The sequence below is a fragment of the Rhizobium sp. AAP116 genome (assembly GCF_001295785.1).
GTDB lineage: Bacteria > Pseudomonadota > Alphaproteobacteria > Rhizobiales > Rhizobiaceae > Allorhizobium.
The window spans coordinates 45,104-64,436 of sequence record NZ_LJIB01000002.1; the positions used below are offsets into that span (position 1 = coordinate 45,104).

A 19,333-nucleotide genomic window follows, 5' to 3' on the forward strand; every position below is an offset into this window, starting at 1 on the left:
AGAATGAGACTTACAGATTTGCGGCCGGTTATCGGCATCCTGAAGAAACTAGGCGTAGGGGCGGGGCTCGCTCTCCTGCTTGCCGCCTGCTCGCAGACGACGGGCACGCCGTCTCAGCCATCTCCACCGCCTATCGATCCGGCGTTGCAGGCTATGTATGGCGAAGTGCAGGACGGCGAGGAGATCATTCCTGCTGTCGATGTGTCGAAGATGGATCCGCGCAATGTTCGCCAGGTCGTCAACTACCGCACCTCCTACGCGCCCGGTACGATCGTGGTCGATCCCTATGCCCGCTTCCTCTATCTCGTCATGGAGGATGACAAGGCGATGCGCTACGGCGTCGGCGTCGCCAAGGCCGGTTTGGAATTTGAGGGCGAGGGCGATATCAAGCGCAAGGCTCGCTGGCCGGGCTGGGTGCCGACGCCCAACATGATCGCCCGCGAACCTGACCGTTATGGCCCACTGGCCCAGGGCTTGCCCGGCGGCATAGACAATCCGCTCGGTGCGCGCGCGCTCTATCTCTATCAGGGCGGAAAAGACACGCTCTACCGGATCCATGGCACCAACGAGGCTTGGTCGATCGGCCAGTCCGTCTCGTCGGGTTGCATTCGCCTTCTCAACCAGGACATCATCGATCTGCACGCCCGTGTTCCGGAAGGGTCAAAGATGGTTGTCCTCACTGCCGAAGAGTCCGGAAAGGGAGAATTCTGATGATGAAGCGTCGCACCATCCTGACATCAGGGCTCGCCCTTGGCACGTTCGCCGTCTGCGGCAGTCGCCTGGCCTTCGGGCAAGAACTGACGAAGGACGAGGTCTTCAACGACAAGGACGCACCGTTTCTCGGCAATCCGAAGGGCGACGTCACGGTTGTCGAGTTCTTCGACTATCAGTGCCCCTACTGCAAAAAGGCGCATCCCATGGTGAAAAAGGTCATCGAAAGGGACGGCAATGTGAAGCTTGTCATGAAGGATTGGCCGATCTTCGGCGATGCCTCGATCTTCGCTGCCCAGGCGGTGCTGGGTGCAGCGCAGATCGGCAAATATGAAATTGCCATGGGTGCCCTGATGAAGACAAAGGGGAAGCTGACACATGATGACATCGAGAGCACGCTGACCGCTGCGGGCTTGCACATGGATGAAATCGCTGTTGCCGTGAACAAACACGTCGAAAAGATTTCAGGCCTGCTTGACCGCAATTACGCGCAGGCCACCGCCTTCAACTTCGCGGGCACTCCGGCCTATGTTATCGGATGGAGCCTCTATCCCGGAGTGTTGGACGAAAAGGGGCTCGTTGATGCGATCGCGCGCGCCCGGCAGGGCTGAGCGCATGCGTTCTATTGAAAGAGTGAACCGGCGGCGTTTTCTCTTCGGGACCCTTGCCGTCGTCCTCGCGCCTCCCGTGCAGGTGCAGGCGGCGTCGACAGTGATCGGCCCGATACGATCCGTCCGGGATTATACCGAACCAATTGCATTTGCCAGCATGCGTAACAAGCATGCTCTTGTCGATGTTGCAGCGGAGTGGTGCGCCTTTTGCAAGACGATCGATGGAACGATCCTCGTGCATCCGAGAGTGCAGTCGCGGATGAAAGACTTTGCGCTGCTGAAAATCGACGTGACCGCATGGACCGCAGAGAATGCAGAATTGCTTCGCTATCTGAATGTGCAGGGTCCCCCGACGGTCTTCATCGCAGAAACAGGGCAGGGAAAAGAAGTTCCGGGTTCACGGACTGTCGGCGAATTCGACGTCGACAATCTGGTCGGCCGGCTGGAGAGTGTCAGTTGATCCGCAGGTGGAGGTTCGCGCGCCGCCCCGGCACGAGGCGACCATCAAGTCCGACGTCAAACCGCCTGAAAGCCGCCGATCAACTGCCGCAGTCCTACCAGGGCACCGACCACGATGCATAATAGCGTGACCGGGCCTGACCAGGAGAGGGCTGCAAAACCAGACACGCCCTGACCGATTGAACAGCCCATGGCAACGATGCCGCCAACGCCCATAAGGGCCGCGCCGCCGACCTGTCGCCCAAGTTCGCGGGGGTCTTCGCATGCTTCCCAGACGAAGGTGCCCTTGATCATCGAGCCGATGAAGGCACCGAGGGCGACGCCGACCACTGAGCCGACAGAAAAGGTGATGCCTCCGGCCGTTGCCGTCATCAGATAGATCAATGTCCGGCCGATCGGCGCGGTGAAGGATGGGCCTTCGGGCGCGACGGCACCGAGACTTGCGTCGGACAGGAAGCTTGTTCCCGCGAAACACCAGGTGACGGCGAGCCCCGCCGCGATGCCCCAGGCGATCATCTTTCGGTCTGCCCGAAGACGCTCGTTCGACAGCGCCCATGCGAAGCAGGTTATCGCAATCGCAATCACCGTCAGCAAGGCAGGGATGCCCAGTGACGTCTCGAGGTCATACACGATGCCACCGGGACCGTCGGCCTCGGGCTGCGGAAACAGGGATGTCCGCAAGGTTGCCAGAGGACCGGAGAGCGCCATGAAGCCAGTAATGCCCATGACAACGAGCAGAACGAGCGAACGAAGGTCGCCGCCGCCGAAACGTGCGAGAGCGCCAAATCCGCAATTGCCGGCCATGGCCATGCCATAGCCAAACATCAGCCCTCCCACGACCGAGGCTAGTGGGTTCCAGGCGATCGCGTGATAAAGAGTACCTTCGAGATTGATCCAACCGATACGCGCGCCGAACTGAGTTCCGAGTATCGCAACTCCCAGCACGATGCCCCACAACCTCAACCGCTTCTGATCGGTGCCATATACCGCTGTTTCAAGAGCCGCGAGCGTGCACAAACCGCCCAAACGCCAGCCGAGGCCCAATATCAGTCCCCCCGCCAGCCCGACCAGTGCAGCCAGAAATCCGATAGGCAAGCTTTCCATGTCTTTCGCCTCCCAACGAATCTACATGTACGCCCCGTCCTCGAACAGGTTTGCCAAGAATACGACTGTCTTGCGGACTTTGTCATCCTCAATGGAGTAGAAGATGGCATTGCCGTCGCGACGGGCCGCCACAAGCCTTTCGAGGCGCAATCGGGCAAGTTGCTGACTGACCACCGCCTGGCGTGCCGAAAGTAGGTTTTCGAGCTCTGTCACGCTCTTCGGGCCGCTGAGAAGATGGCACAGGATCGTCAGGCGTCCGTCGTGTCCCAGTGCCTTAAGGAATTTCGAAGCGGAGTCAGCCCTCTGAATGAGTTTATCAACGGCACCATCCTTTGGTACTGTCTCAGTATCAGCGTTCACAATCTCAGGTCCCTAGCGCAATCCCAGCGTTCCGACGCAGCCCAAGCCGCCTCCGGCGAAGGCCGGCCGCCCCAAATCCTGGCCAACCGACTCCCATGGCAGCTATACTGCGGCTTTCGAATATAAGATACATGCCGCCTCAATCCGAGGTGATGCCGCCGGCCTCGGTGGTCAGTTCGGTGAGCAGACCCCAGAAGAACTCATCGCCAGGATAGCCCTCAATCCGCCCAGTCTCCCGGCCATCAACGACAAGAACAAAGGTGGGCGTGAAAGTGACCGGGCGATCGAGTCGGAGATCTGCCGGTACCGGAGTATGAAGGTTGAGCCTGCGAAGTGGCGCTGCCTGTCCTTCGGCGGTCCTGGGATAGGCCGGGGCAATCTCGGCATCCCATCGCGCGCAATATACACATCCCGCCTGCTCGAACATCAACAGCTCCATCGCCGCGCCCGGCGATGGGAGCAGCGTGATCAGAAACATGAAAATCGGCATCCAGTGAGCGCGCATGTTGACAGTCTACATATAAACATAGAGATATTCTAATTGGAAACGCTCGCGAGCGCAATTGTCGGCGCGGGAGAAGCCGAACGGTCAGGTAAGGCGCTTGGAGGGGCCATGCTGGAGATCAGTTATGGCGGTGCCATTCTCGCAGGACTTCTGTCTTTCCTTTCGCCCTGCATACTGCCGATGGTTCCGTTCTACCTTTCATATATGGCAGGCCTTTCGGTTCAGGAGTTGCGGCAAGGCGATGGAATATCGCCTGTCGCGCAGCGACGTCTGCTCATCCAATCCGTCGCCTTCGCCGCCGGGGTCACCACAATCTTTGTCTTGCTCGGGATGGGCGCCACCGCTGCCGGGCATCTCTTCATCCAATGGAAGCAGCCATTGTCATGGCTGGCGGCTGGCATCCTCATCCTGTTCGGTTTGCATTTCCTTGGCGTCCTGCGCATCGGCTTCCTCTATCGCGAGGCAAGGGTGCAGTCGTCCGCCGATCCAACCACCCTTGCAGGCGCCTATCTGATGGGATTGGCCTTCGGGTTCGGCTGGACCCCCTGTGTTGGGCCGGCTCTTGCGGCGATCCTCATGGTGGCGAGCGGCATGGGCGATGTCTGGCGTGGCGGGCTACTGCTGCTCGCCTATGGGATCGGTATGACCGCGCCCTTCGTCGTCGCCGGGTTGTTTGCCCGCCCTTTCCTGTCCTTCGTCGGCAGACATCGGGCACTCATGGGCTATGTCGAAAAGCTGATGGGGGTAATGCTGATCGTTTTCGGCATCCTGATCGCGACGAATACCGTCAATCTGATTGCCGACTTTCTCGTTCGCAACTTCGATTGGTCTGCGACGCTGAAATAATCTGGAGGAGAGCTAATGTCCCGGTGGAAATTTTTCCTGGCCTGCGTCTTGCTGATGACAGGTCCCATGCTGGCAGCGTCTTCGTTGGCGGCCGAACTGGGCGATGATGGACTTCATAAGCCGTCATGGCTTCGCGAGACGTTCAAGGATCTGAGGGAAGACCTCAGTGATGCCAATTCTGAAAACAAGCGCCTGCTCCTCATCGTCGAGCAACGCGGCTGCATCTACTGCACCAAGATGCATGAAGAGGTTTTCTCCGATCCTGGCATCGAGGCCTTTATCCGTGAAAACTATTATGCCGTGCAGCTCAACCTCTTCGGCGATATCGAGGTGACCGATTTCGACGGCACGGTGTTGCCTGAAAAAGAGATGGCCATCCGCTGGGGCGTGATGTTCACGCCGACCCTGATTTTTCTGCCCGAGGACGTTGGCTCAGGCCTGTCCGCGCAACAGGCGGCCGTCGCGGCCATGCCGGGTGCATTCGGCAAGGGGACAACCTCGGCATTGCTCAACTGGATCGTTGATCACGGGTATCAATCGGGCGAGCATTTTCAGAAATTCCTTGCCAGACAAATGGCGATTGAAAATTAACTCGATTAAACAATCAGATACTGGTTATTCAAAAATATATATATAGGCATTGTTATACGCTTCGTTTGGCGCTAACCTGTCTTCAGGAGAGAAGTGGGAGGAGTCGATGAACTGGCAGCTTTGTCTGGCAGCACTGGTCGCGGGAGCGAGCGTCACGCCGGCGCTCGGCGAAACGGCGCCTGGTGCAATCGTGTTTCAGGAGGGGGCTGTTGCGGCCTCGCTTTCCGGCGCGCCGGGGGACGCAGAATCCGGTATCAAGATCATGACGACGAATGCGCTCGGCAACTGCGTGGCCTGCCATACCGTCGCAGCCCTGCCTGACGTGCAGTTTCCGGGGGATATCGCGCCGCCGCTTGACGGTGTTGCGGATCGCTACAGCGAGGCGGAGATCCGCGGCATCGTGGCCAATGCGAAGAACACCTTCGAAGACAGCTTCATGCCGGCCTTCTACAAGATCGACGGGTTCATCCGTCCCGGTGAAGGCTTTACGGGCAAGGCGCCCAAGGGTCCGCTTTCGCCTGTCCTCTCGGCGCAGCAAATCGAGGATGTCGTCGCCTATCTGATGACTCTCAAGGAATAGGATTGAGGAGAACCGAAATGAGTTTCACAAGACGCGACATGCTGTTCATCGGGCTTGGAGGCGTGGTCGCGGCCACTTTGCCAAGTCTGGCAGCTGCGGCAACAACTGAGGAACTGGTCAAGGCCTTCACTGGCGGGGCAACGCCCGGAACCGACGGTATCACGCTGACGGCGCCCGAGATTGCCGAGAACGGCAATACAGTCCCAGTCTCGGTCGATGCCCCCGGTGCAGTCTCGATCATGCTGCTCGCCACCGGAAATCCGGAGCCTGCAGTTGCGACGTTCACGTTCGGTCCCGCAGCTGGAAATCATATGGCCGCAACGCGGATCCGCTTGGCCAAGACACAGGACGTCGTCGCGCTGGCGAAAATGGCGGACGGGTCCATCAGGCAGGCACAAGCAACAGTGAAGGTCACCATCGGCGGATGCGGCGGCTGAATTCGGAGGAGGAATAACAATGGCAGACGATGCAAAACCACGCGTGAAGGTACCGAAGTCGGCGAAGGCTGGCGAGTCGGTGACCATCAAGGCGCTGATCAGTCACAAGATGGAATCCGGCCAGCGCAAGGACGCTCAGGGCGCTATCATTCCCCGGTCGATCATCAACCGCTTCACCTGTGATTTCAACGGCGTCAACGTCATTGACGTTGCCATCGATCCAGCGGTTTCGACAAACCCCTATTTCGAATTCGAAGCGAAAGTCGACGCTGCCGGCGAATTCGTCTTCACCTGGTATGACGACGACGGCTCTGTTTACACGGACAAGAAGCCGATCGAAGTTGCCTGATCACTGACGCGCAACGATCTCGGGGAGGGAGTTCTCATGCACGGCAAGTCCAAACTAGTTGCAGTTCTGGCGGCCATCGGCCTTGTTGCCTCCGCTGCTGCGCATGCGGATCCGGTCGAGGATACGCTCACGGTCGAGACGGATGATGGCACGATCGAGCTCGTGACCAAGACGGCTGCACCCGCATTTCTCAAGGATACATTTGATACCATCTATTCGGGTTGGTTGTTCCGGGAGACCGAAACACGCGACCTGCAGAAAGATGATTTCGACAATCCGGGCATGGTCTTCGTTGATCGTGGTCTCGATGCCTGGAACGAAACCATGGGCAAGAATGGCGAGTCCTGTGCAGGCTGTCACGAGGGGCCGGAAAGCATGAAGGGGCTGCGCACGGTTCTGCCCCGGGTCGATGCCAAGACCGGCAAGCTGATGATCATGGAAGACTACATCAATTCCTGTGTCACCAAGGAGATGGGCCTGGAAGCCTGGGGTGTCACGTCCGACAAAATGAAGGACATGATGGCCCTGATCTCCGTCCAGTCGCGCGGTGAGGTGGTGAATGTCGCCATCGATGGCCCGGCCCAGTCCTTCTGGGAGCACGGCAAGGAGATCTACTACACGCGCTACGGTCAATTGGAGATGTCTTGCGCAAACTGTCATGAGAACAATTACGGCCGGATGATCCGTGCCGACCATCTTTCGCAGGGGCAGGTCAACGGGTTCCCGACCTATCGCCTGAAGGACGCCGGTATTCTGAGCGCGCAGCAGCGGTTCGTCGGGTGTGTGCGCGACACGCGTGCCGAAACCTTCAAGGCAGGATCGGACGAGTTCAAGGCGCTTGAGCTTTATGTGGCCTCGCGCGGGAATGGTCTGTCGATCGAGGGCGTCTCCGTCCGGCACTGAACAAGATGGCGCGGCCGGGAAAGCCCGACCGCCCAAACACTTTGAACGAACATTATTGGCAAGCAGGACCACGTCTTCGGCGTGGATGGATTTCCTGTGCTTGCTGGAGGGAATGCGGGATGATTACCCGTCGTGAGTTTCTGCAGGCATCCATGGCAACCTCGGCAATCGTGGGGTTGTCCGGCTTTGGCAATTTTTCGCGGCTCGCCGCGCAACAGGCGCTGACGCAGGAGCAACTTCTCGAATTCGAGGATTTTGGCAACGTCACGCTCATCCACATCACGGATATCCATGCGCAATTGAAGCCGATCTGGTTTCGCGAGCCGGAGGTCAACCTTGGGGTTGGCGACGCCAAGGGTCATGTGCCGCACCTGACCGGCTCCGAATTCCTGAAGACCTTCGACATCGCAGCGGGTTCGCGTGATGCCTATGCTCTGACCCATGAGGATTTCGGCGCGCTCGCCAAGGCCTATGGCCGCATGGGTGGCATGGACCGCGTCGCGACGGTCGTGAAGTCGATCCGGGCTGCCCGACCCCAGTCGCTCCTGCTCGACGGTGGCGATACATGGCATGGTTCCATGACCAGTCTGCTGACGAAGGGCCAGGACATGGTCAACGTCATGAACGCACTCGGCGTCGAAGCCATGACCAGCCATTGGGAGTGGACCTACGGAACCGAGCGGGTGAAGGAAATTGTCGATGGGCTGCCGTTCCCGTTCCTCGGAGCCAACATCTTCGATGCAGAATGGGACGAGCCGGCTTTCGAACCCTACAAGATCTTCGAAAAGGGCGGCGTTCGGATTGCTGTTATCGGCCAGGCCTTCCCCTACATGCCGATCGCGAATCCGAAATGGATGTTCCCCGAATACTCCTTCGGCATTCGCGAGGAACGCATGCAGGAGGTCGTGGACGAAGTCCGGGCCGAGGGCGTGGACCTGGTGGTCTGTCTCTCCCACAATGGGTTCGACGTCGATCGCAAGATGGCGGGGCGGGTCAAGGGCATCGATGTCATCCTGACCGGGCATACCCATGACGCCGTGCCGGAACCGGTTCTGATCGGTGAAACGATCCTGATCGCCTCCGGCTCGAACGGCAAATTCGTCAGCCGGCTCGATCTCGATATCCGCGATCGCAAGATGATGGGCTTTCGCCACAAGCTCATCCCGATCTTCTCCGATGTCATTGCCCCGGATGCGGAGATGGCGGGGCTAATCGACCAGGAGCGGGCGCCCTACAAGGCGCAGCTCGAAGAGAAGATCGGCACGACCGAGAGCCTGCTCTATCGGCGCGGCAACTTCAACGGCACCTGGGACGACCTGATCTGCGATGCCGTGCGCAGTGAACGCGATGCGCAGATCGCCATGTCTCCCGGCGTCCGATGGGGGCCCTCGCTTCTCGCCGGTGATGCGATCACCCGGGAAGACATCCATAATGTGACCTCAATGACCTATGGCGCCTGCTATCGCACCGAGATGACGGGCGAGACCATCAAGACCATCCTCGAGGACGTGGCCGACAACATCTTCAACCCGGATCCCTACTACCAGCAGGGTGGGGACATGGTGCGCGTCGGCGGGCTTTCCTATGCCATCGACGTCAGCAAACCCATCGGCGAGCGGATCACCGATATCGCACTGGTTGATGGTGGCGCCGCTATCGAAGCGGGCAAATCCTACACCGTGGCGGGCTGGGCAAGCGTCAACGAAGGCACGGAAGGTCCGCAGATCTGGGACGTGATCGAAGCCCATGTCCGCAAGATCGGAACCGTCAAGCTCGACCCCAACACATCGGTCCGTGTGACCGGAATCTGACAGGAAGCAAGGAGCGTTCGCCATGTCCGACGAACCCGAAAACGTCTCGTCCCGCAGGACATTCCTGAGGCAGGCCGCGATGACAGGAGCCGGCCTTGTCGCAGGCGCCTCGGTCGCGCGTGCCAGTGGCCCGGATCCGAAGATCACCGAGGTGCAGCCCTGGGCTTCATCCTTCGGCGATCCTGTCGATGCGTCGCCCTATGGATCACCGATCCGGTTCGAGTCGCACGTGGTCCGGCGCAATGTGGAGTGGCTCACCGAGAGCCCCGTCTCGTCGATCAACTTCACGCCGATCCATGCCCTGGAAGGCACGATCACGCCGCAAGGCTGCGCTTTCGAACGCCATCATTCCGGGGCGATTGAACTGAGCAAGCAGGACTACCGGCTCATGATCAACGGCCTTGTCGAAACGCCGCTTGTCTTCACCTTCGAGGATCTTCTTCGCTTTCCTAGATCGGTGACAACCGCCTTCCTCGAATGTGCGGCCAATGGTGGCATGGAATGGGGGGGCGCGCAGCTCGAAGGCTGCCAGTTCACCCAGGGCATGATTCACAACATGGAATATACCGGCGTGCCCTTACGCCTCCTTCTCAAGGAGGCAGGCGTCAAGCCCGAAGGAAAGTGGGTCTATGTCGAAGGAGCCGATGCGAGCTCCAATGGTCGGTCCATCCCTCTCGACAAGGCGCTCGACGACGTCCTCGTGGCGTTCTTTGCCAATGGCGAGGCCCTGCGCAAGGAACACGGTTATCCGGTCCGTCTCGTCGTGCCGGGTTGGGAAGGCAATATGTGGGTGAAATGGGTCCGGCGCATCGGCATCTATGACCAAGCTGTCGAGAGCCGTGAAGAAACCTCCAAGTACACCGATCTTATGCCGGATGGTCGGGCGCGGAAGTGGACCTGGGTGATGGATGCAAAATCCGTGATCACATCTCCCAGCCCGCAGGTCCCGATCCGTCACGGCAAGGGACCGCTGGTCATTTCGGGGCTTGCATGGTCTGGCAATGGCAAGATCACCCGCGTCGATGTCTCCACGGATGGTGGCGTGAACTGGCAGGAGGCCCGGATCTCCGGAGACGCCAAATCGAAGGCGCTGACCCGCTTCCATCTCGACATCAACTGGGATGGCAGCGAACTGCTCCTGCAGTCGAGGGCCATCGACGAGACCGGCTATGTCCAGCCGACTAAGGATGCGCTGCGTGAAATCCGCGGACTTAACAATGTCTACCACAACAACGGAATTCAAACCTGGTGGGTCAAGGCCGACGGGGAGGTCGAAAATGTCGAAGTTGCGTAATCGTCTCCTTCTGTCGCTCGGGCTGGTCCTGCTTTCCACGCCAGCGATGTCGGAAAAGCTGGGGCTCGGACGTCCGGCTCTTCCAGAAGAAGTGTCCGCCTGGGATCTCGCCGTGCTCCCCGACGGCAAGGGGTTGAAGCCTGGTTCGGGTGACGTGCTGACCGGTGAAGAAGTCTTCGGCGAGAAATGTGCAGTCTGTCATGGCGAATTCGCGGAAGGCATCGACAGTTGGCCTGTACTCGCAGGAGGCGATGGCACGCTGACCGATCGGCGGCCCGTCAAGACGATCGGCAGCTACTGGCCGCATTTGTCGACCGTCTGGGACTATGTGCATCGCTCGATGCCGTTTGGCGAGGCGCAGACGGTGACGGTCGACGAGACCTATGCGATCACCGCCTTCCTGCTCTATTCCAACGGGCTGGTCGACGAAGACTTCACACTGTCCGACAAGAATTTCACTGAGGTGACCTTGCCGAATGCAGACGGCTTCTATCCCGACGATCGCGCGGAGAGTGAGTATCCGCGGTTCAAGGGAGAACCCTGCATGAAGGATTGCGGTGCGCCGGTCAAAGTGACCAAGCGCGCCATCGAGTTGAATGTGACGCCAGAAGATCCCGACGGCAGGCCCGCCGGTACCTTGCCTCCCCTCGACACCTCGGCTGCGTCAGCGCCCGCTCCCCCGGCGGCTCCCGCACCGGCCGAGGTGGCCGAGGCGGCGAGCGACCCGGCCCCCGTACCTGCGGCAACCGTGCCTGCAGCCGATGTTCCTGCTGTCGCTCCGGCTGCCGCGCCAATTGAAACTGCGGCCCTGGATCCGGCCCTTGTCGGGCAAGGCGAAGCCGCTTTCAAGAAGTGCTCGGCCTGCCACAAGGTGGGCGAGGGTGCAAAGAATGGAACCGGGCCCATGCTCAACGGCATCTTCGGAGCCGCCGCCGGTCATGCCGAGAAATTCAAGTATTCCAAGGCGCTCACGGACAAGGCGGCAGAAGGACTTGTCTGGAACGAGGCCGAACTGGACGCCTTCCTCGAAAACCCGAAGGGCTTCATGAAGGGCACGAAGATGGCTTTTGCCGGGCTCAAGAAGCCGGATGAGCGTGCGGCGATCATCGCCTATCTGCGCAGCCTGGGGAACTGACACAATGGCAAGCCGTGGCTCGATCAGGCTTGCTCTCGTTATCGGCCTTCTGGCTTGGGAACCCGCTATCGCCCAGGAGTTGGGCAATTCGGCCGACGGCGCTCGCCTTTTCAAGCGCGAGTGCTCGTCCTGCCATCAGGTCGGCGCAGGTGCTCGAAATCGGGTAGGACCACAGCTCAACGGGGTTTTCGGCCGCAGAGCCGGGAGCATTGAGGGCTTCAAGTACTCGAAGTCGATCACCCGCATGGGGCAGGACGGCCTGGAGTGGCACCTTGAAACACTCGACGCCTATCTCACCAACCCGAAGAGCCTGGTTTCAGGCACGCGGATGAACTACCGCGGCGTCATAGAGCCTGAAGACCGCTCGGCGATCTTGGCCTATCTGCGGGAATGGTCGGACAGCCCGCGCGATATTCCCGAAGCCGATCCGACGGTGAGCAAACCAGAAGTCGATCTGGACCCGTCCATCCTCGGGATCAAGGGTGATCGCGAATATGGCGAGTACCTGTCCTCCGAGTGCACGACGTGCCACCAGAGCGACGGCTCCGACAAGGGCATTCCATCGATCACCAACTGGCCCGCTGCCGATTTTGTCGTCGCCATGCATGCCTACAAGCGCAAGCTCAGGCCGCATCCGGTGATGCAGATGATGGCAGGTCGTCTGTCGGAAGAAGAGATCGCCGCCCTCGCCGCCTATTTCGAAGAGGTTCAATAACCACGGGCGGGATCAACCGCTCAGGGAACGACAAAAGGGGAGAACGCTCATGAAACTGACACGACGTACACTCATCGGATCGGGCCTGACGGCTGCAGCACTTCTCGCGGCACCCTCGGTTTTCGGTCAGGCAAAGCCGAAGATCGTGATCATCGGCGGTGGAGCAGGCGGTGCGACGGCGGCTCGCTATCTCGCCAAGGACGGTGCAGGCGCGCTGGATGTGACGCTGGTGGAAGCCAATCCAATCTACACGACCTGCTTCTTCTCCAACCTTTATCTCGGTGGGTTCCGCGAGTTTGAAAGCCTTCAGCATGGATATGACAAGATCGCAGCCGGCGGCGTGACCGTCATCAATGATCTCGCCACCGGTGTCGATCGCAACGCCCGCACAGTGACGCTGGCGGGTGGCCAGACGCTTCCCTATGATCGGCTGATCCTGTCTCCCGGTATCGACTTCAAGGATGGGTCCGTGCCGGGCTGGTCGGTCGAGGCGGCGGAAAAGATGCCGCATGCCTACAAGGCCGGGCCGCAGACGCAACTGCTGAAGTCGATGGTGGAGGCGATGCCGGCTGGTGGCGTCTTTGCGATGATTGCGCCGCCCAATCCTTACCGTTGTCCTCCCGGTCCTTACGAGCGGATCAGCATGATCGCTCATTTGCTGAAACAGAAAAACCCGACCGCCAAGATCATGGTGCTCGATCCGAAGGATAAATACTCGAAGCAGGCCCTCTTCGAAGAAGGCTGGGCGAAGCATTATGACGGTATGATCGAGTGGATCGGCCCGGATTTCGGGGGCGGTGCGGTCGAGGTTCGTCCGGACAGCATGGAAATCGTGGTCGACGGGACGGTGGAAAAGATCGATGCCTGCAACGTGATCCCCGGCCAGATTGCGGGCAAGATCGCCCAGATCGCAGCCGTCACCGACGACAAGGGCTGGGCTCCCGTGCATCCGGAAAACATGAAATCCAAGATGGACGACAATGTCTATGTGCTCGGCGATTCCAGCGCTCAAGGCGACATGCCGAAGTCCGGTTTTTCGGCGAACAGTCAGGCCAAGGTTGCGGCCATGTCCATTCGCGGCGAGCTCCTCGGATCGAAGGTGTTCCCGGCGAAATACTCAAATACCTGCTGGTCGCTGATTGCGCCCGACGACGGCGTCAAGGTCGGCGCGTCCTATCAGCCTACGCCCGAGAAGATCGCGTCCGCGGAAAGCTTCATCAGCCAGACGGGCGAGGATGCGGCTTTGCGCAAGGCGACCTACGAGGAAAGCCTCGGCTGGTACGAGGGTATCACCACAGACATGTTCGGCTGATTGAAGACAAGGGAGGCGGCCTCAGGGCTGCCTCCATCCTTTGGAGGGAATGATGTTGCTGCGGCGTAGATTTCTGGCAGGCATGGGTGCTTTCGGCGCGGCCGCGCTCCTGGGGCCGCAACGTGTATGGGCGTCCGCGCAGATAGCATTCGGTGACGTCCGGATCGACACGCTTTCGGACGGAAACCTGATGCTGCCGGCTGACTTCATCCTTGGCGGCATGCCGGAGGAAGAACTCAAGGTGGTCGTCGAGGCCTTCGGCTTGTCGAGGGATCAACTGACCCCGCCATGCAACGTTACCCTGTTGCGTGACGGAACCCATACCGTTCTGTTCGATGTGGGGGCCGGCCCCGATTTTCAGCCCTCAGCCGGTAAACTGGCCGAAGCCCTGAACCTGCTCGATGTGCCTGCCGAAGATGTCACGCATGTGGTGTTCACCCATGCTCATCCGGATCATCTGTGGGGCGTGCTTGATGAATTCGACGAACCGGTTTTTGTCAATGCCGCTCACCTGATCGGAAGGACAGAGTTCGATTATTGGACAAATCCGGACACGGTTGCCTCCATCGATTCGGCGCGCACGACGTTTGCTGTCGGCGCGGCCCGCCGCTTGTCGGCAATGGTCGAAAACCTGACGCTGCTGGAGGATGGCGCTGACGTCCTTCCCGGTGTCATCGCTCATCTCACGCCGGGCCATACTCCGGGTCACATGTCGTTTCGCGTGGGGGAGGGGAAGGACGCCGTCATGGTTGTCGGGGATGCGATCGGCAACCACCACGTGGCTTTCGTCCATCCCGAATGGAAATCCGGTTCTGACCAGGATGCCGAGATGGCCGCGCGAACACGAATGATGCTGCTTGACGACATGGCTAGGGACAAGACTGCGATCATCGGCTTTCATCTGCCGGATGGTGGCATCGGCCGTGTCGAGAAAGAGGGTCAAGGCTACCGGTTCGTCGCCGGGGCCTGAGCCATGCCGATGACATCGGTGCTGGTCGTGGACTGGTCGATCAGGAAATCCGTCAACACGGCTCCCACCCACATCCAGAAGAGGGCGAGCCAGGCAGTTGCTGCAAACACCGAGCCGCCCGTTACGCCTGCCCCGATCGCACAGCCGCCGGCCAGCATTGCGCCAAAACCCATGAGCACCGCGCCCAGCATCGAGCGGCGCATCTGTGTCTCGTGGGTGAAACCTTCGAATTTCAGCTGCCGGGAAAGGAGCGCGGACAGGAATGCTCCGAACACGACCCCAGGAATCAGGCCGATCTCGAAATCGAGTGCATGGTCTTCCGTCAGGAGGAACATCAGGGTGCTTGCCGAAGGGCCGGAGAAGGTGAGGGAATTGACTGTCACGGGCTCGAAAGCGGATTGTGCCAGAGAGAATGTGAAGATCCAACCAACCGCGACCGCGAAGCCCACGCCAGCGGCAAAGAACAATTTCGTCCATCCAATCTGGCGCCGAATGGCGAGAAACACGGCGAATGCAGCCGTTACCAGTCCGAGTATCAGCCCGCTTCCTGCCGGCGCGCCGATCATGGCAAGTAGATCGACATTCTGGCCGGCCGGCGTCGTCCAGAGTGCAGCAAGATAGCTGCGCGCTGGAGCAAGCCAACCGTGCAGGGCCATCTGGGCAACGACGGCAAAGATCAGCCCCGAGATGAGTGAGCGCAGATTTCCAGTGGAGGCGAGGACCAGCAATCGGCCCGAACATCCCCTGGCGAGCACCATGCCGACGCCGAACATCAGCCCGCCGATGACGGCACCCGACCAACTGCCGGTGATCGACATCACCCGTGACGCGGACGGATCGAACAGGCCGGCCAAAATGGCAGCCTGCACCCAGACGACGGCAGTCGAAAAGGTCAATAGCCACACCGCCATCCGGGGCCCGACCTCGCGTCTGGCGACTTCGACAGTGGCTGCGCGCAGGCAGAAGGATGACCTCTGCGCGGAGAAGCCGAAGATCGCTCCCGTGATTGCACCCAAGAGCGCGCCCAGCTCCGCCTCGTCAAGGAGATCGAGTAGCTGTGCGAAATCCATTTTGAGTCCTGCCGATTACCGCGCGACAATAGAAATATAAGGATAGTTTGAATTATATATGTCGTCAATTCTTCGTTGGCTCTAACGGTGACAGTACCCGGGTCCTCAGCGTGATTGCACCACTGCACTAAACAGCTTCAGATCCGGCATCGACAGGGAGGGTCACGGTTGCCCGCAGGCCACCTTCTGCCCGGTTAGCCAGTTCCACATCCCCGCCCTGGGCACGTAGAATGTCGCGCGCAATCGTCAGGCCGAGACCGTGTCCACCGGTGTCGCGGGAACGGGACGCCTCAAGGCGCTCGAACGGGCTGAATACGCGTTGCAGGTCCTCCAGGGGAATTCCAGGGCCGTCGTCATCGATATGAATGCGGGCGATGGATCCGTCCAATTCACCACTGATGTGAACGTTGCCGCCGTATCTCTGGGCATTTTCGATCAGATTGCGAACGGCGCGGCGCACCGGTAGCTCCCGCAATGGTGTCGTGACGACCGGCATGCTGCCGAGCGTCACCGGGTTCGCCGTCGTGTTGAGCTCGCCCGCGAGGTGGGCGACGAGTGCGAAGGGGTCGGACGGACGCTTGTCACCCGCTTCGCTGAGGCCCCGCGCATAGGCGAGGGTCGTTTCGGTCATCTCCTGCATTTCATCGAGAATGCGGGCGATCCGCTCGCGCAGCTGATCCTCATCGACGAATTCGGCTTGCAGCCTGAGAGCCGTGATCGGGCTTCGCAGATCGTGGCCAAGCGCTGCCAGAATGCGGGTCCGCTCGTGGACTGCGTTCACAAGGCGTGCATGCAGACTGTGGAGTGCCTTCGCCAGGACCTTCACTTCGCTTGGACCGGTTTCGATGCGCTCCGGTGGGCCCCGGTCCAGATCCAGGGCGTCTGCAGTGCCGGCAAGCTGCCGCAAGGGAAGGGTGATGCGTGCCACCAGGAAACGCATGACGATCCAGACGGCGAGGGCAGAGAGGATCGCGCCGAGCAAAAGCCGCGGCGGCATGAATGCGCCTGGCCGCTCCAGGGAGGCCTCGATGTTGAGCCATTGACCGTCCGACGTCGGAAGAGACAAGCGCAGGATTGCTGGTATGAGGCCAGTCCGTCGCGCGAACGCCGTCACGGGTTCATAGCCTGGATGCTCGACCGAACCGCCACGCGCTTCCAGCTCCATGCGCGCGTCTTCATCTGATGTCCCAGCGACGACGGTTGGCGTGTCGCTCAGCCGGAATATCACGCGTTCAGATCCGGCTGCCGAAAGAACGTCGTTCCTCGCCGGTTCAGGGATCGTCGGCAGGAGACCGACCAGGCGTTGACCCTGCCTTACAATATCCGCCCTTTGCTCCTCCACATGGGAGAGGCCCCGCTCGGCACCGAACAAGGCGAGGAACAGGATCTGGGTAAAGATCAGCGCGGCAAGTGTGGTCAGTCCGATCTGGGCGCTGAGATCCCTGGGCCATCCAACTCTCATGGCAAGACTGCCACGTCACAGGCGAGGCTGTAGCCTCCCGCCCGTATCGTTGTGATGATCGTCGGGTGTCCCGGATCGGGCTCGATCTTGCGACGCAGCCGGCTGATCTGGTTGTCGATCGCCCGATCAAAGACGTCTGGGGCCCGACCCTCGGTCAGATCCATCAACTGATCTCGGGACAGGACAAACCGGGGGCGTTCGAGGAAGACGATGAGAAGACGGAACTCCGTAGAGCTCAATGATATCTGCTTTTCGTCCTCGTCACGTGTCAGCTCCCGCGTATCCGTGTTCAGTGTCCATCCGGAAAAGGAAAGGCGTCGGCCGGAAAGGCTGCCGGCGAGGCTGGTCGTTCGACCGGTCCGCCGCAAGATGGCCTTGACCCTTGCCAGCAATTCTCTCGGGCTGAAGGGTTTCGGCAGGTAGTCGTCAGCTCCGACCTCAAGGCCGACAATGCGATCCGTCTCTTCGGCCAAGGCACTGAGCATCAGGATCGGTGGCCCACCTGCGCTGCTCAGCCGACGTGCGATCGAAAGGCCGTCTTCACCCGGCATCATGACGTCCAGGATCACGAGATCGAAGCGTCCGCCATGCAGGCACTTGTCCATCTCGGTCGCGTCGCGCGCAGCCGTGGTCCGGAAACCGTTCTTTTCCAGGTAGCGGACCAGTCCGTCGCGGATGTCGCGATGGTCGTCGACGATCAGGATATGGGGACTTGGGTCGCTCGAGGTCATGGCACGTTTCTAGCGCATGATGGGGACCGTGTTCCACTCCTCCTTTGTCACGCCGGGTGTCAGTCCGCCGATCTGCGACAAACCGTTACAAAAGGGACCGCAGACGGCATCATCGTGCGACATGCATCCGTCATCACATGTCCATCGCAGTCGAGGGGGATGAAACAAACTTCGCCGCTCAAGACGCGCAAACAAGATCCGATGAAGAGGAACGCAAAATGCATAGTCTCAAGAAAACTCTGATCGCTGCCATGGCTCTGGCTGCTTCCGCCGCACCCCTGATGGCTCAGCAGCAGGGCAATCCTGGCGCCCACTTCCTAGAGAACTGGGATCTCAACGGAAATGGCGAAGCCACCCTTTCCGAATTGCAGTCCAAGCGCGGCGACGTCTTCCTCACCTTCGATTCCAACGAGGACGGGTTTATCGATGCCGATGAATACGTGTATTTCGACGAGGCGCGCGCCAACGACATGAAGGCCAATGCCGGCGGACATGGTGGGCATGGTGGCAGAGCCGACCGGGCGTCCCAGGGAATGACACTTCAGAACAACGACGCCGACCAGGACGGCAAGGTGTCGCGGGACGAATTCCTCGGGGGTGTCGTCGCCTGGATGGGCATGCTGGACCGGAACACAGACGGCGTCGTGACCACGGCTGATTTCGGTCGATAAAAGCCAGGCTTGCGTGGCTTTGTCGAATCTTTCCTCACCAGACATCCGCTTGGATGTCTGGTGAGGCTCGCAAACGCACGATATCGAACAACAAAAATATAGGTCTTTTTATATGTGTCTTGTTGCAGCCTAATCGCTGAGGCATCTTTACCGGTTGGGAAGATCGGGACGAAGGTCTTGAAGTCAACATCCCATTCAAAGATCGGCAGGAACGGGTGACCTGCAATATCAGCCACTGATGAAAAAAAGCCTCCCGATCGATCTGAACCTGTCCGAGCCAAAATTACCTCGACAGCGCAGCTGGTTTCGCAAGTGGTAACTGCTGGTGCTGCTGGTCCCAGTCTTCATGTTCTCAGGTGCTGTGCTGGGAATGTCTTTTCAGCTGACGGGATGGCAGAAGTTTCACGCGCTGGCGGGCTTCGACGCCGTCGCAATTCACGTCAAGCAAGGCCATGTCGACGAGTTTCTCGATGCTTTCCGGATCAACTATGAAGGAACCCGCCGCGAACCGGGAAACCTTCGCCTTGACGTGCTACGCAGCCCCGAGGATGACCACCGCAAGACCGCGCATTACTTGGAATGCGTCCGCCACATTGATCCCATCATCACAGGCCCGCGGACGAAAACCTTCTACAATGTGGAGATGGCCGATTTTGCGACGGACTGTCCCATTCAGTTGGCGCGGCCTTGCATATCGGATGGCAAG

The 19,333-nt window shown here is 59.9% G+C and carries 22 protein-coding genes and 1 pseudogene; 17 read left to right on the forward strand and 6 right to left on the reverse strand.

Annotation, left to right across the window (positions count from 1 at the left end; translation table 11 throughout):
• Positions 1-3 precede the first annotated feature (3 nt).
• Genes IP85_RS00245 through IP85_RS00255 form a run of 3 tightly spaced genes read left to right on the forward strand, consistent with a single transcriptional unit; the run spans position 4 to position 1,782 of the window.
• Positions 4-711 (forward strand): L,D-transpeptidase, encoded by a 708-nt coding sequence (locus tag IP85_RS00245; protein WP_054147656.1) that lies wholly within the window; start codon positions 4-6, stop codon positions 709-711.
• The gene (locus IP85_RS00250) at positions 711-1,322 is read left to right on the forward strand and encodes a DsbA family protein (RefSeq protein ID WP_054147657.1); all 612 of its coding nucleotides are present in this window, start codon (positions 711-713) and stop codon (positions 1,320-1,322) included. Before IP85_RS00245 ends, IP85_RS00250 begins: the two co-directional genes overlap by 1 nt.
• 4 nt (positions 1,323-1,326) lie before the next feature.
• Entirely contained in the window at positions 1,327-1,782 is a 456-nt protein-coding gene (locus tag IP85_RS00255) for a thioredoxin family protein (protein ID WP_197277967.1), read from the forward strand.
• A 56-nt stretch (positions 1,783-1,838) separates the two neighbouring features.
• Here IP85_RS00255 and IP85_RS00260 read toward each other — a convergent pair whose 3' ends face one another.
• The 3 genes from IP85_RS00260 to IP85_RS00270 form a co-directional block, all read right to left on the reverse strand.
• Positions 1,839-2,885 (reverse strand): YeeE/YedE family protein, encoded by a 1,047-nt coding sequence (locus tag IP85_RS00260; RefSeq protein ID WP_054147659.1) that lies wholly within the window; start codon positions 2,883-2,885, stop codon positions 1,839-1,841.
• Between the two features lie 21 nt (positions 2,886-2,906).
• On the reverse strand, positions 2,907-3,245 hold the full coding sequence (locus tag IP85_RS00265; protein ID WP_054147660.1) for a metalloregulator ArsR/SmtB family transcription factor: 339 nt from the start codon (positions 3,243-3,245) through the stop codon (positions 2,907-2,909).
• A gap of 139 nt (positions 3,246-3,384) precedes the next feature.
• On the reverse strand, positions 3,385-3,723 hold the full coding sequence (locus IP85_RS00270) for a hypothetical protein (protein WP_236759275.1): 339 nt from the start codon (positions 3,721-3,723) through the stop codon (positions 3,385-3,387).
• A 135-nt stretch (positions 3,724-3,858) separates the two neighbouring features.
• On the opposite strand from IP85_RS00270, the gene IP85_RS00275 reads away from it, so the two are divergent.
• The 12 genes from IP85_RS00275 (at position 3,859) to IP85_RS00330 (ending at position 14,693) form a co-directional block, all read left to right on the forward strand.
• Positions 3,859-4,596, forward strand: coding sequence for a cytochrome c biogenesis protein CcdA (locus tag IP85_RS00275; RefSeq protein WP_054147662.1), 738 nt, complete (start codon positions 3,859-3,861; stop codon positions 4,594-4,596).
• Positions 4,597-4,611: 15 nt separating this feature from the next.
• A complete protein-coding gene (locus IP85_RS00280; protein WP_054147663.1) occupies positions 4,612-5,187 on the forward strand; it encodes a thioredoxin family protein in 576 nt (191 codons plus the stop codon).
• A gap of 106 nt (positions 5,188-5,293) precedes the next feature.
• On the forward strand, positions 5,294-5,767 hold the full coding sequence (soxX, locus tag IP85_RS00285; RefSeq protein WP_054147664.1) for a sulfur oxidation c-type cytochrome SoxX: 474 nt from the start codon (positions 5,294-5,296) through the stop codon (positions 5,765-5,767).
• 17 nt (positions 5,768-5,784) lie between these two features.
• Positions 5,785-6,204, forward strand: a complete 420-nt coding sequence (gene soxY / locus IP85_RS00290; protein ID WP_054147665.1) for a thiosulfate oxidation carrier protein SoxY — start codon at positions 5,785-5,787, stop codon at positions 6,202-6,204.
• 19 nt (positions 6,205-6,223) lie between these two features.
• On the forward strand, positions 6,224-6,553 hold the full coding sequence (gene soxZ, locus IP85_RS00295; protein WP_054147666.1) for a thiosulfate oxidation carrier complex protein SoxZ: 330 nt from the start codon (positions 6,224-6,226) through the stop codon (positions 6,551-6,553).
• Positions 6,554-6,589: 36 nt separating this feature from the next.
• Positions 6,590-7,456 (forward strand): sulfur oxidation c-type cytochrome SoxA, encoded by an 867-nt coding sequence (gene soxA / locus IP85_RS00300; protein ID WP_054147667.1) that lies wholly within the window; start codon positions 6,590-6,592, stop codon positions 7,454-7,456.
• Between the two features lie 119 nt (positions 7,457-7,575).
• Positions 7,576-9,267 carry a thiosulfohydrolase SoxB gene (gene soxB / locus IP85_RS00305; RefSeq protein WP_054147668.1) on the forward strand — a complete coding sequence of 564 codons (1,692 nt, stop codon included), beginning with the start codon at positions 7,576-7,578 and terminating at the stop codon, positions 9,265-9,267.
• 22 nt (positions 9,268-9,289) lie between these two features.
• Positions 9,290-10,561, forward strand: coding sequence for a sulfite dehydrogenase (soxC, locus tag IP85_RS00310; RefSeq protein WP_054147669.1), 1,272 nt, complete (start codon positions 9,290-9,292; stop codon positions 10,559-10,561).
• Positions 10,545-11,696 carry a c-type cytochrome gene (locus IP85_RS22665; RefSeq protein ID WP_054147670.1) on the forward strand — a complete coding sequence of 384 codons (1,152 nt, stop codon included), beginning with the start codon at positions 10,545-10,547 and terminating at the stop codon, positions 11,694-11,696. Before soxC ends, IP85_RS22665 begins: the two co-directional genes overlap by 17 nt.
• 4 nt (positions 11,697-11,700) lie before the next feature.
• Positions 11,701-12,411 (forward strand): c-type cytochrome, encoded by a 711-nt coding sequence (locus IP85_RS00320; protein ID WP_054147671.1) that lies wholly within the window; start codon positions 11,701-11,703, stop codon positions 12,409-12,411.
• Positions 12,412-12,460: 49 nt separating this feature from the next.
• On the forward strand, positions 12,461-13,723 hold the full coding sequence (locus IP85_RS00325) for an NAD(P)/FAD-dependent oxidoreductase (protein WP_054147672.1): 1,263 nt from the start codon (positions 12,461-12,463) through the stop codon (positions 13,721-13,723).
• A gap of 49 nt (positions 13,724-13,772) precedes the next feature.
• Positions 13,773-14,693: an MBL fold metallo-hydrolase gene (locus IP85_RS00330; protein ID WP_054147673.1), complete on the forward strand. Its 921-nt coding sequence runs from the start codon at positions 13,773-13,775 to the stop codon at positions 14,691-14,693.
• On the opposite strand, the gene IP85_RS00335 is transcribed toward IP85_RS00330, so the two are convergent.
• The 3 genes from IP85_RS00335 to IP85_RS00345 form a co-directional block, all read right to left on the reverse strand.
• Positions 14,669-15,763, reverse strand: a complete 1,095-nt coding sequence (locus IP85_RS00335; RefSeq protein WP_054147674.1) for a YeeE/YedE family protein — start codon at positions 15,761-15,763, stop codon at positions 14,669-14,671. The genes IP85_RS00330 and IP85_RS00335 overlap by 25 nt on opposite strands.
• Positions 15,764-15,890: 127 nt before the next feature.
• Positions 15,891-17,225: an ATP-binding protein gene (locus IP85_RS00340; RefSeq protein WP_054147675.1), complete on the reverse strand. Its 1,335-nt coding sequence runs from the start codon at positions 17,223-17,225 to the stop codon at positions 15,891-15,893.
• Positions 17,222-17,956, reverse strand: a complete 735-nt coding sequence (locus IP85_RS00345; RefSeq protein WP_054147676.1) for a response regulator — start codon at positions 17,954-17,956, stop codon at positions 17,222-17,224. Before IP85_RS00345 ends, IP85_RS00340 begins: the two co-directional genes overlap by 4 nt.
• 218 nt (positions 17,957-18,174) lie before the next feature.
• Between IP85_RS00345 and IP85_RS00350 the strand changes: the two genes are divergently transcribed.
• The gene (locus IP85_RS00350) at positions 18,175-18,627 is read left to right on the forward strand and encodes a calcium-binding protein (RefSeq protein ID WP_054147677.1); all 453 of its coding nucleotides are present in this window, start codon (positions 18,175-18,177) and stop codon (positions 18,625-18,627) included.
• A 370-nt stretch (positions 18,628-18,997) separates the two neighbouring features.
• A pseudogene (locus IP85_RS00355) lies at positions 18,998-19,282 on the forward strand (antibiotic biosynthesis monooxygenase); the annotation flags it as partial.
• Positions 19,283-19,333: the final 51 nt, after the last annotated feature.

Bases quoted from the DNA above. Each gene is read 5' to 3' on its own strand.
- IP85_RS00245 (WP_054147656.1), top strand. From the start codon at position 4: ATGAGACTTACAGATTTGCGGCCGGTTATCGGCATCCTGAAGAAACTA.
- IP85_RS00250 (WP_054147657.1), top strand. From the start codon at position 711: ATGATGAAGCGTCGCACCATCCTGACATCAGGGCTCGCCCTTGGCACG.
- IP85_RS00255 (WP_197277967.1), top strand. From the start codon at position 1,327: ATGCGTTCTATTGAAAGAGTGAACCGGCGGCGTTTTCTCTTCGGGACC.
- IP85_RS00260 (WP_054147659.1), bottom strand. From the start codon at position 2,885: ATGGAAAGCTTGCCTATCGGATTTCTGGCTGCACTGGTCGGGCTGGCG.
- IP85_RS00270 (WP_236759275.1), bottom strand. From the start codon at position 3,723: ATGTTTCTGATCACGCTGCTCCCATCGCCGGGCGCGGCGATGGAGCTG.
- IP85_RS00275 (WP_054147662.1), top strand. From the start codon at position 3,859: ATGCTGGAGATCAGTTATGGCGGTGCCATTCTCGCAGGACTTCTGTCT.
- IP85_RS00280 (WP_054147663.1), top strand. From the start codon at position 4,612: ATGTCCCGGTGGAAATTTTTCCTGGCCTGCGTCTTGCTGATGACAGGT.
- soxX (WP_054147664.1), top strand. From the start codon at position 5,294: ATGAACTGGCAGCTTTGTCTGGCAGCACTGGTCGCGGGAGCGAGCGTC.
- soxY (WP_054147665.1), top strand. From the start codon at position 5,785: ATGAGTTTCACAAGACGCGACATGCTGTTCATCGGGCTTGGAGGCGTG.
- soxZ (WP_054147666.1), top strand. From the start codon at position 6,224: ATGGCAGACGATGCAAAACCACGCGTGAAGGTACCGAAGTCGGCGAAG.
- soxA (WP_054147667.1), top strand. From the start codon at position 6,590: ATGCACGGCAAGTCCAAACTAGTTGCAGTTCTGGCGGCCATCGGCCTT.
- soxB (WP_054147668.1), top strand. From the start codon at position 7,576: ATGATTACCCGTCGTGAGTTTCTGCAGGCATCCATGGCAACCTCGGCA.
- soxC (WP_054147669.1), top strand. From the start codon at position 9,290: ATGTCCGACGAACCCGAAAACGTCTCGTCCCGCAGGACATTCCTGAGG.
- IP85_RS22665 (WP_054147670.1), top strand. From the start codon at position 10,545: ATGTCGAAGTTGCGTAATCGTCTCCTTCTGTCGCTCGGGCTGGTCCTG.
- IP85_RS00320 (WP_054147671.1), top strand. From the start codon at position 11,701: ATGGCAAGCCGTGGCTCGATCAGGCTTGCTCTCGTTATCGGCCTTCTG.
- IP85_RS00325 (WP_054147672.1), top strand. From the start codon at position 12,461: ATGAAACTGACACGACGTACACTCATCGGATCGGGCCTGACGGCTGCA.
- IP85_RS00330 (WP_054147673.1), top strand. From the start codon at position 13,773: ATGATGTTGCTGCGGCGTAGATTTCTGGCAGGCATGGGTGCTTTCGGC.
- IP85_RS00335 (WP_054147674.1), bottom strand. From the start codon at position 15,763: ATGGATTTCGCACAGCTACTCGATCTCCTTGACGAGGCGGAGCTGGGC.
- IP85_RS00340 (WP_054147675.1), bottom strand. From the start codon at position 17,225: ATGAGAGTTGGATGGCCCAGGGATCTCAGCGCCCAGATCGGACTGACC.
- IP85_RS00345 (WP_054147676.1), bottom strand. From the start codon at position 17,956: ATGACCTCGAGCGACCCAAGTCCCCATATCCTGATCGTCGACGACCAT.
- IP85_RS00350 (WP_054147677.1), top strand. From the start codon at position 18,175: ATGCATAGTCTCAAGAAAACTCTGATCGCTGCCATGGCTCTGGCTGCT.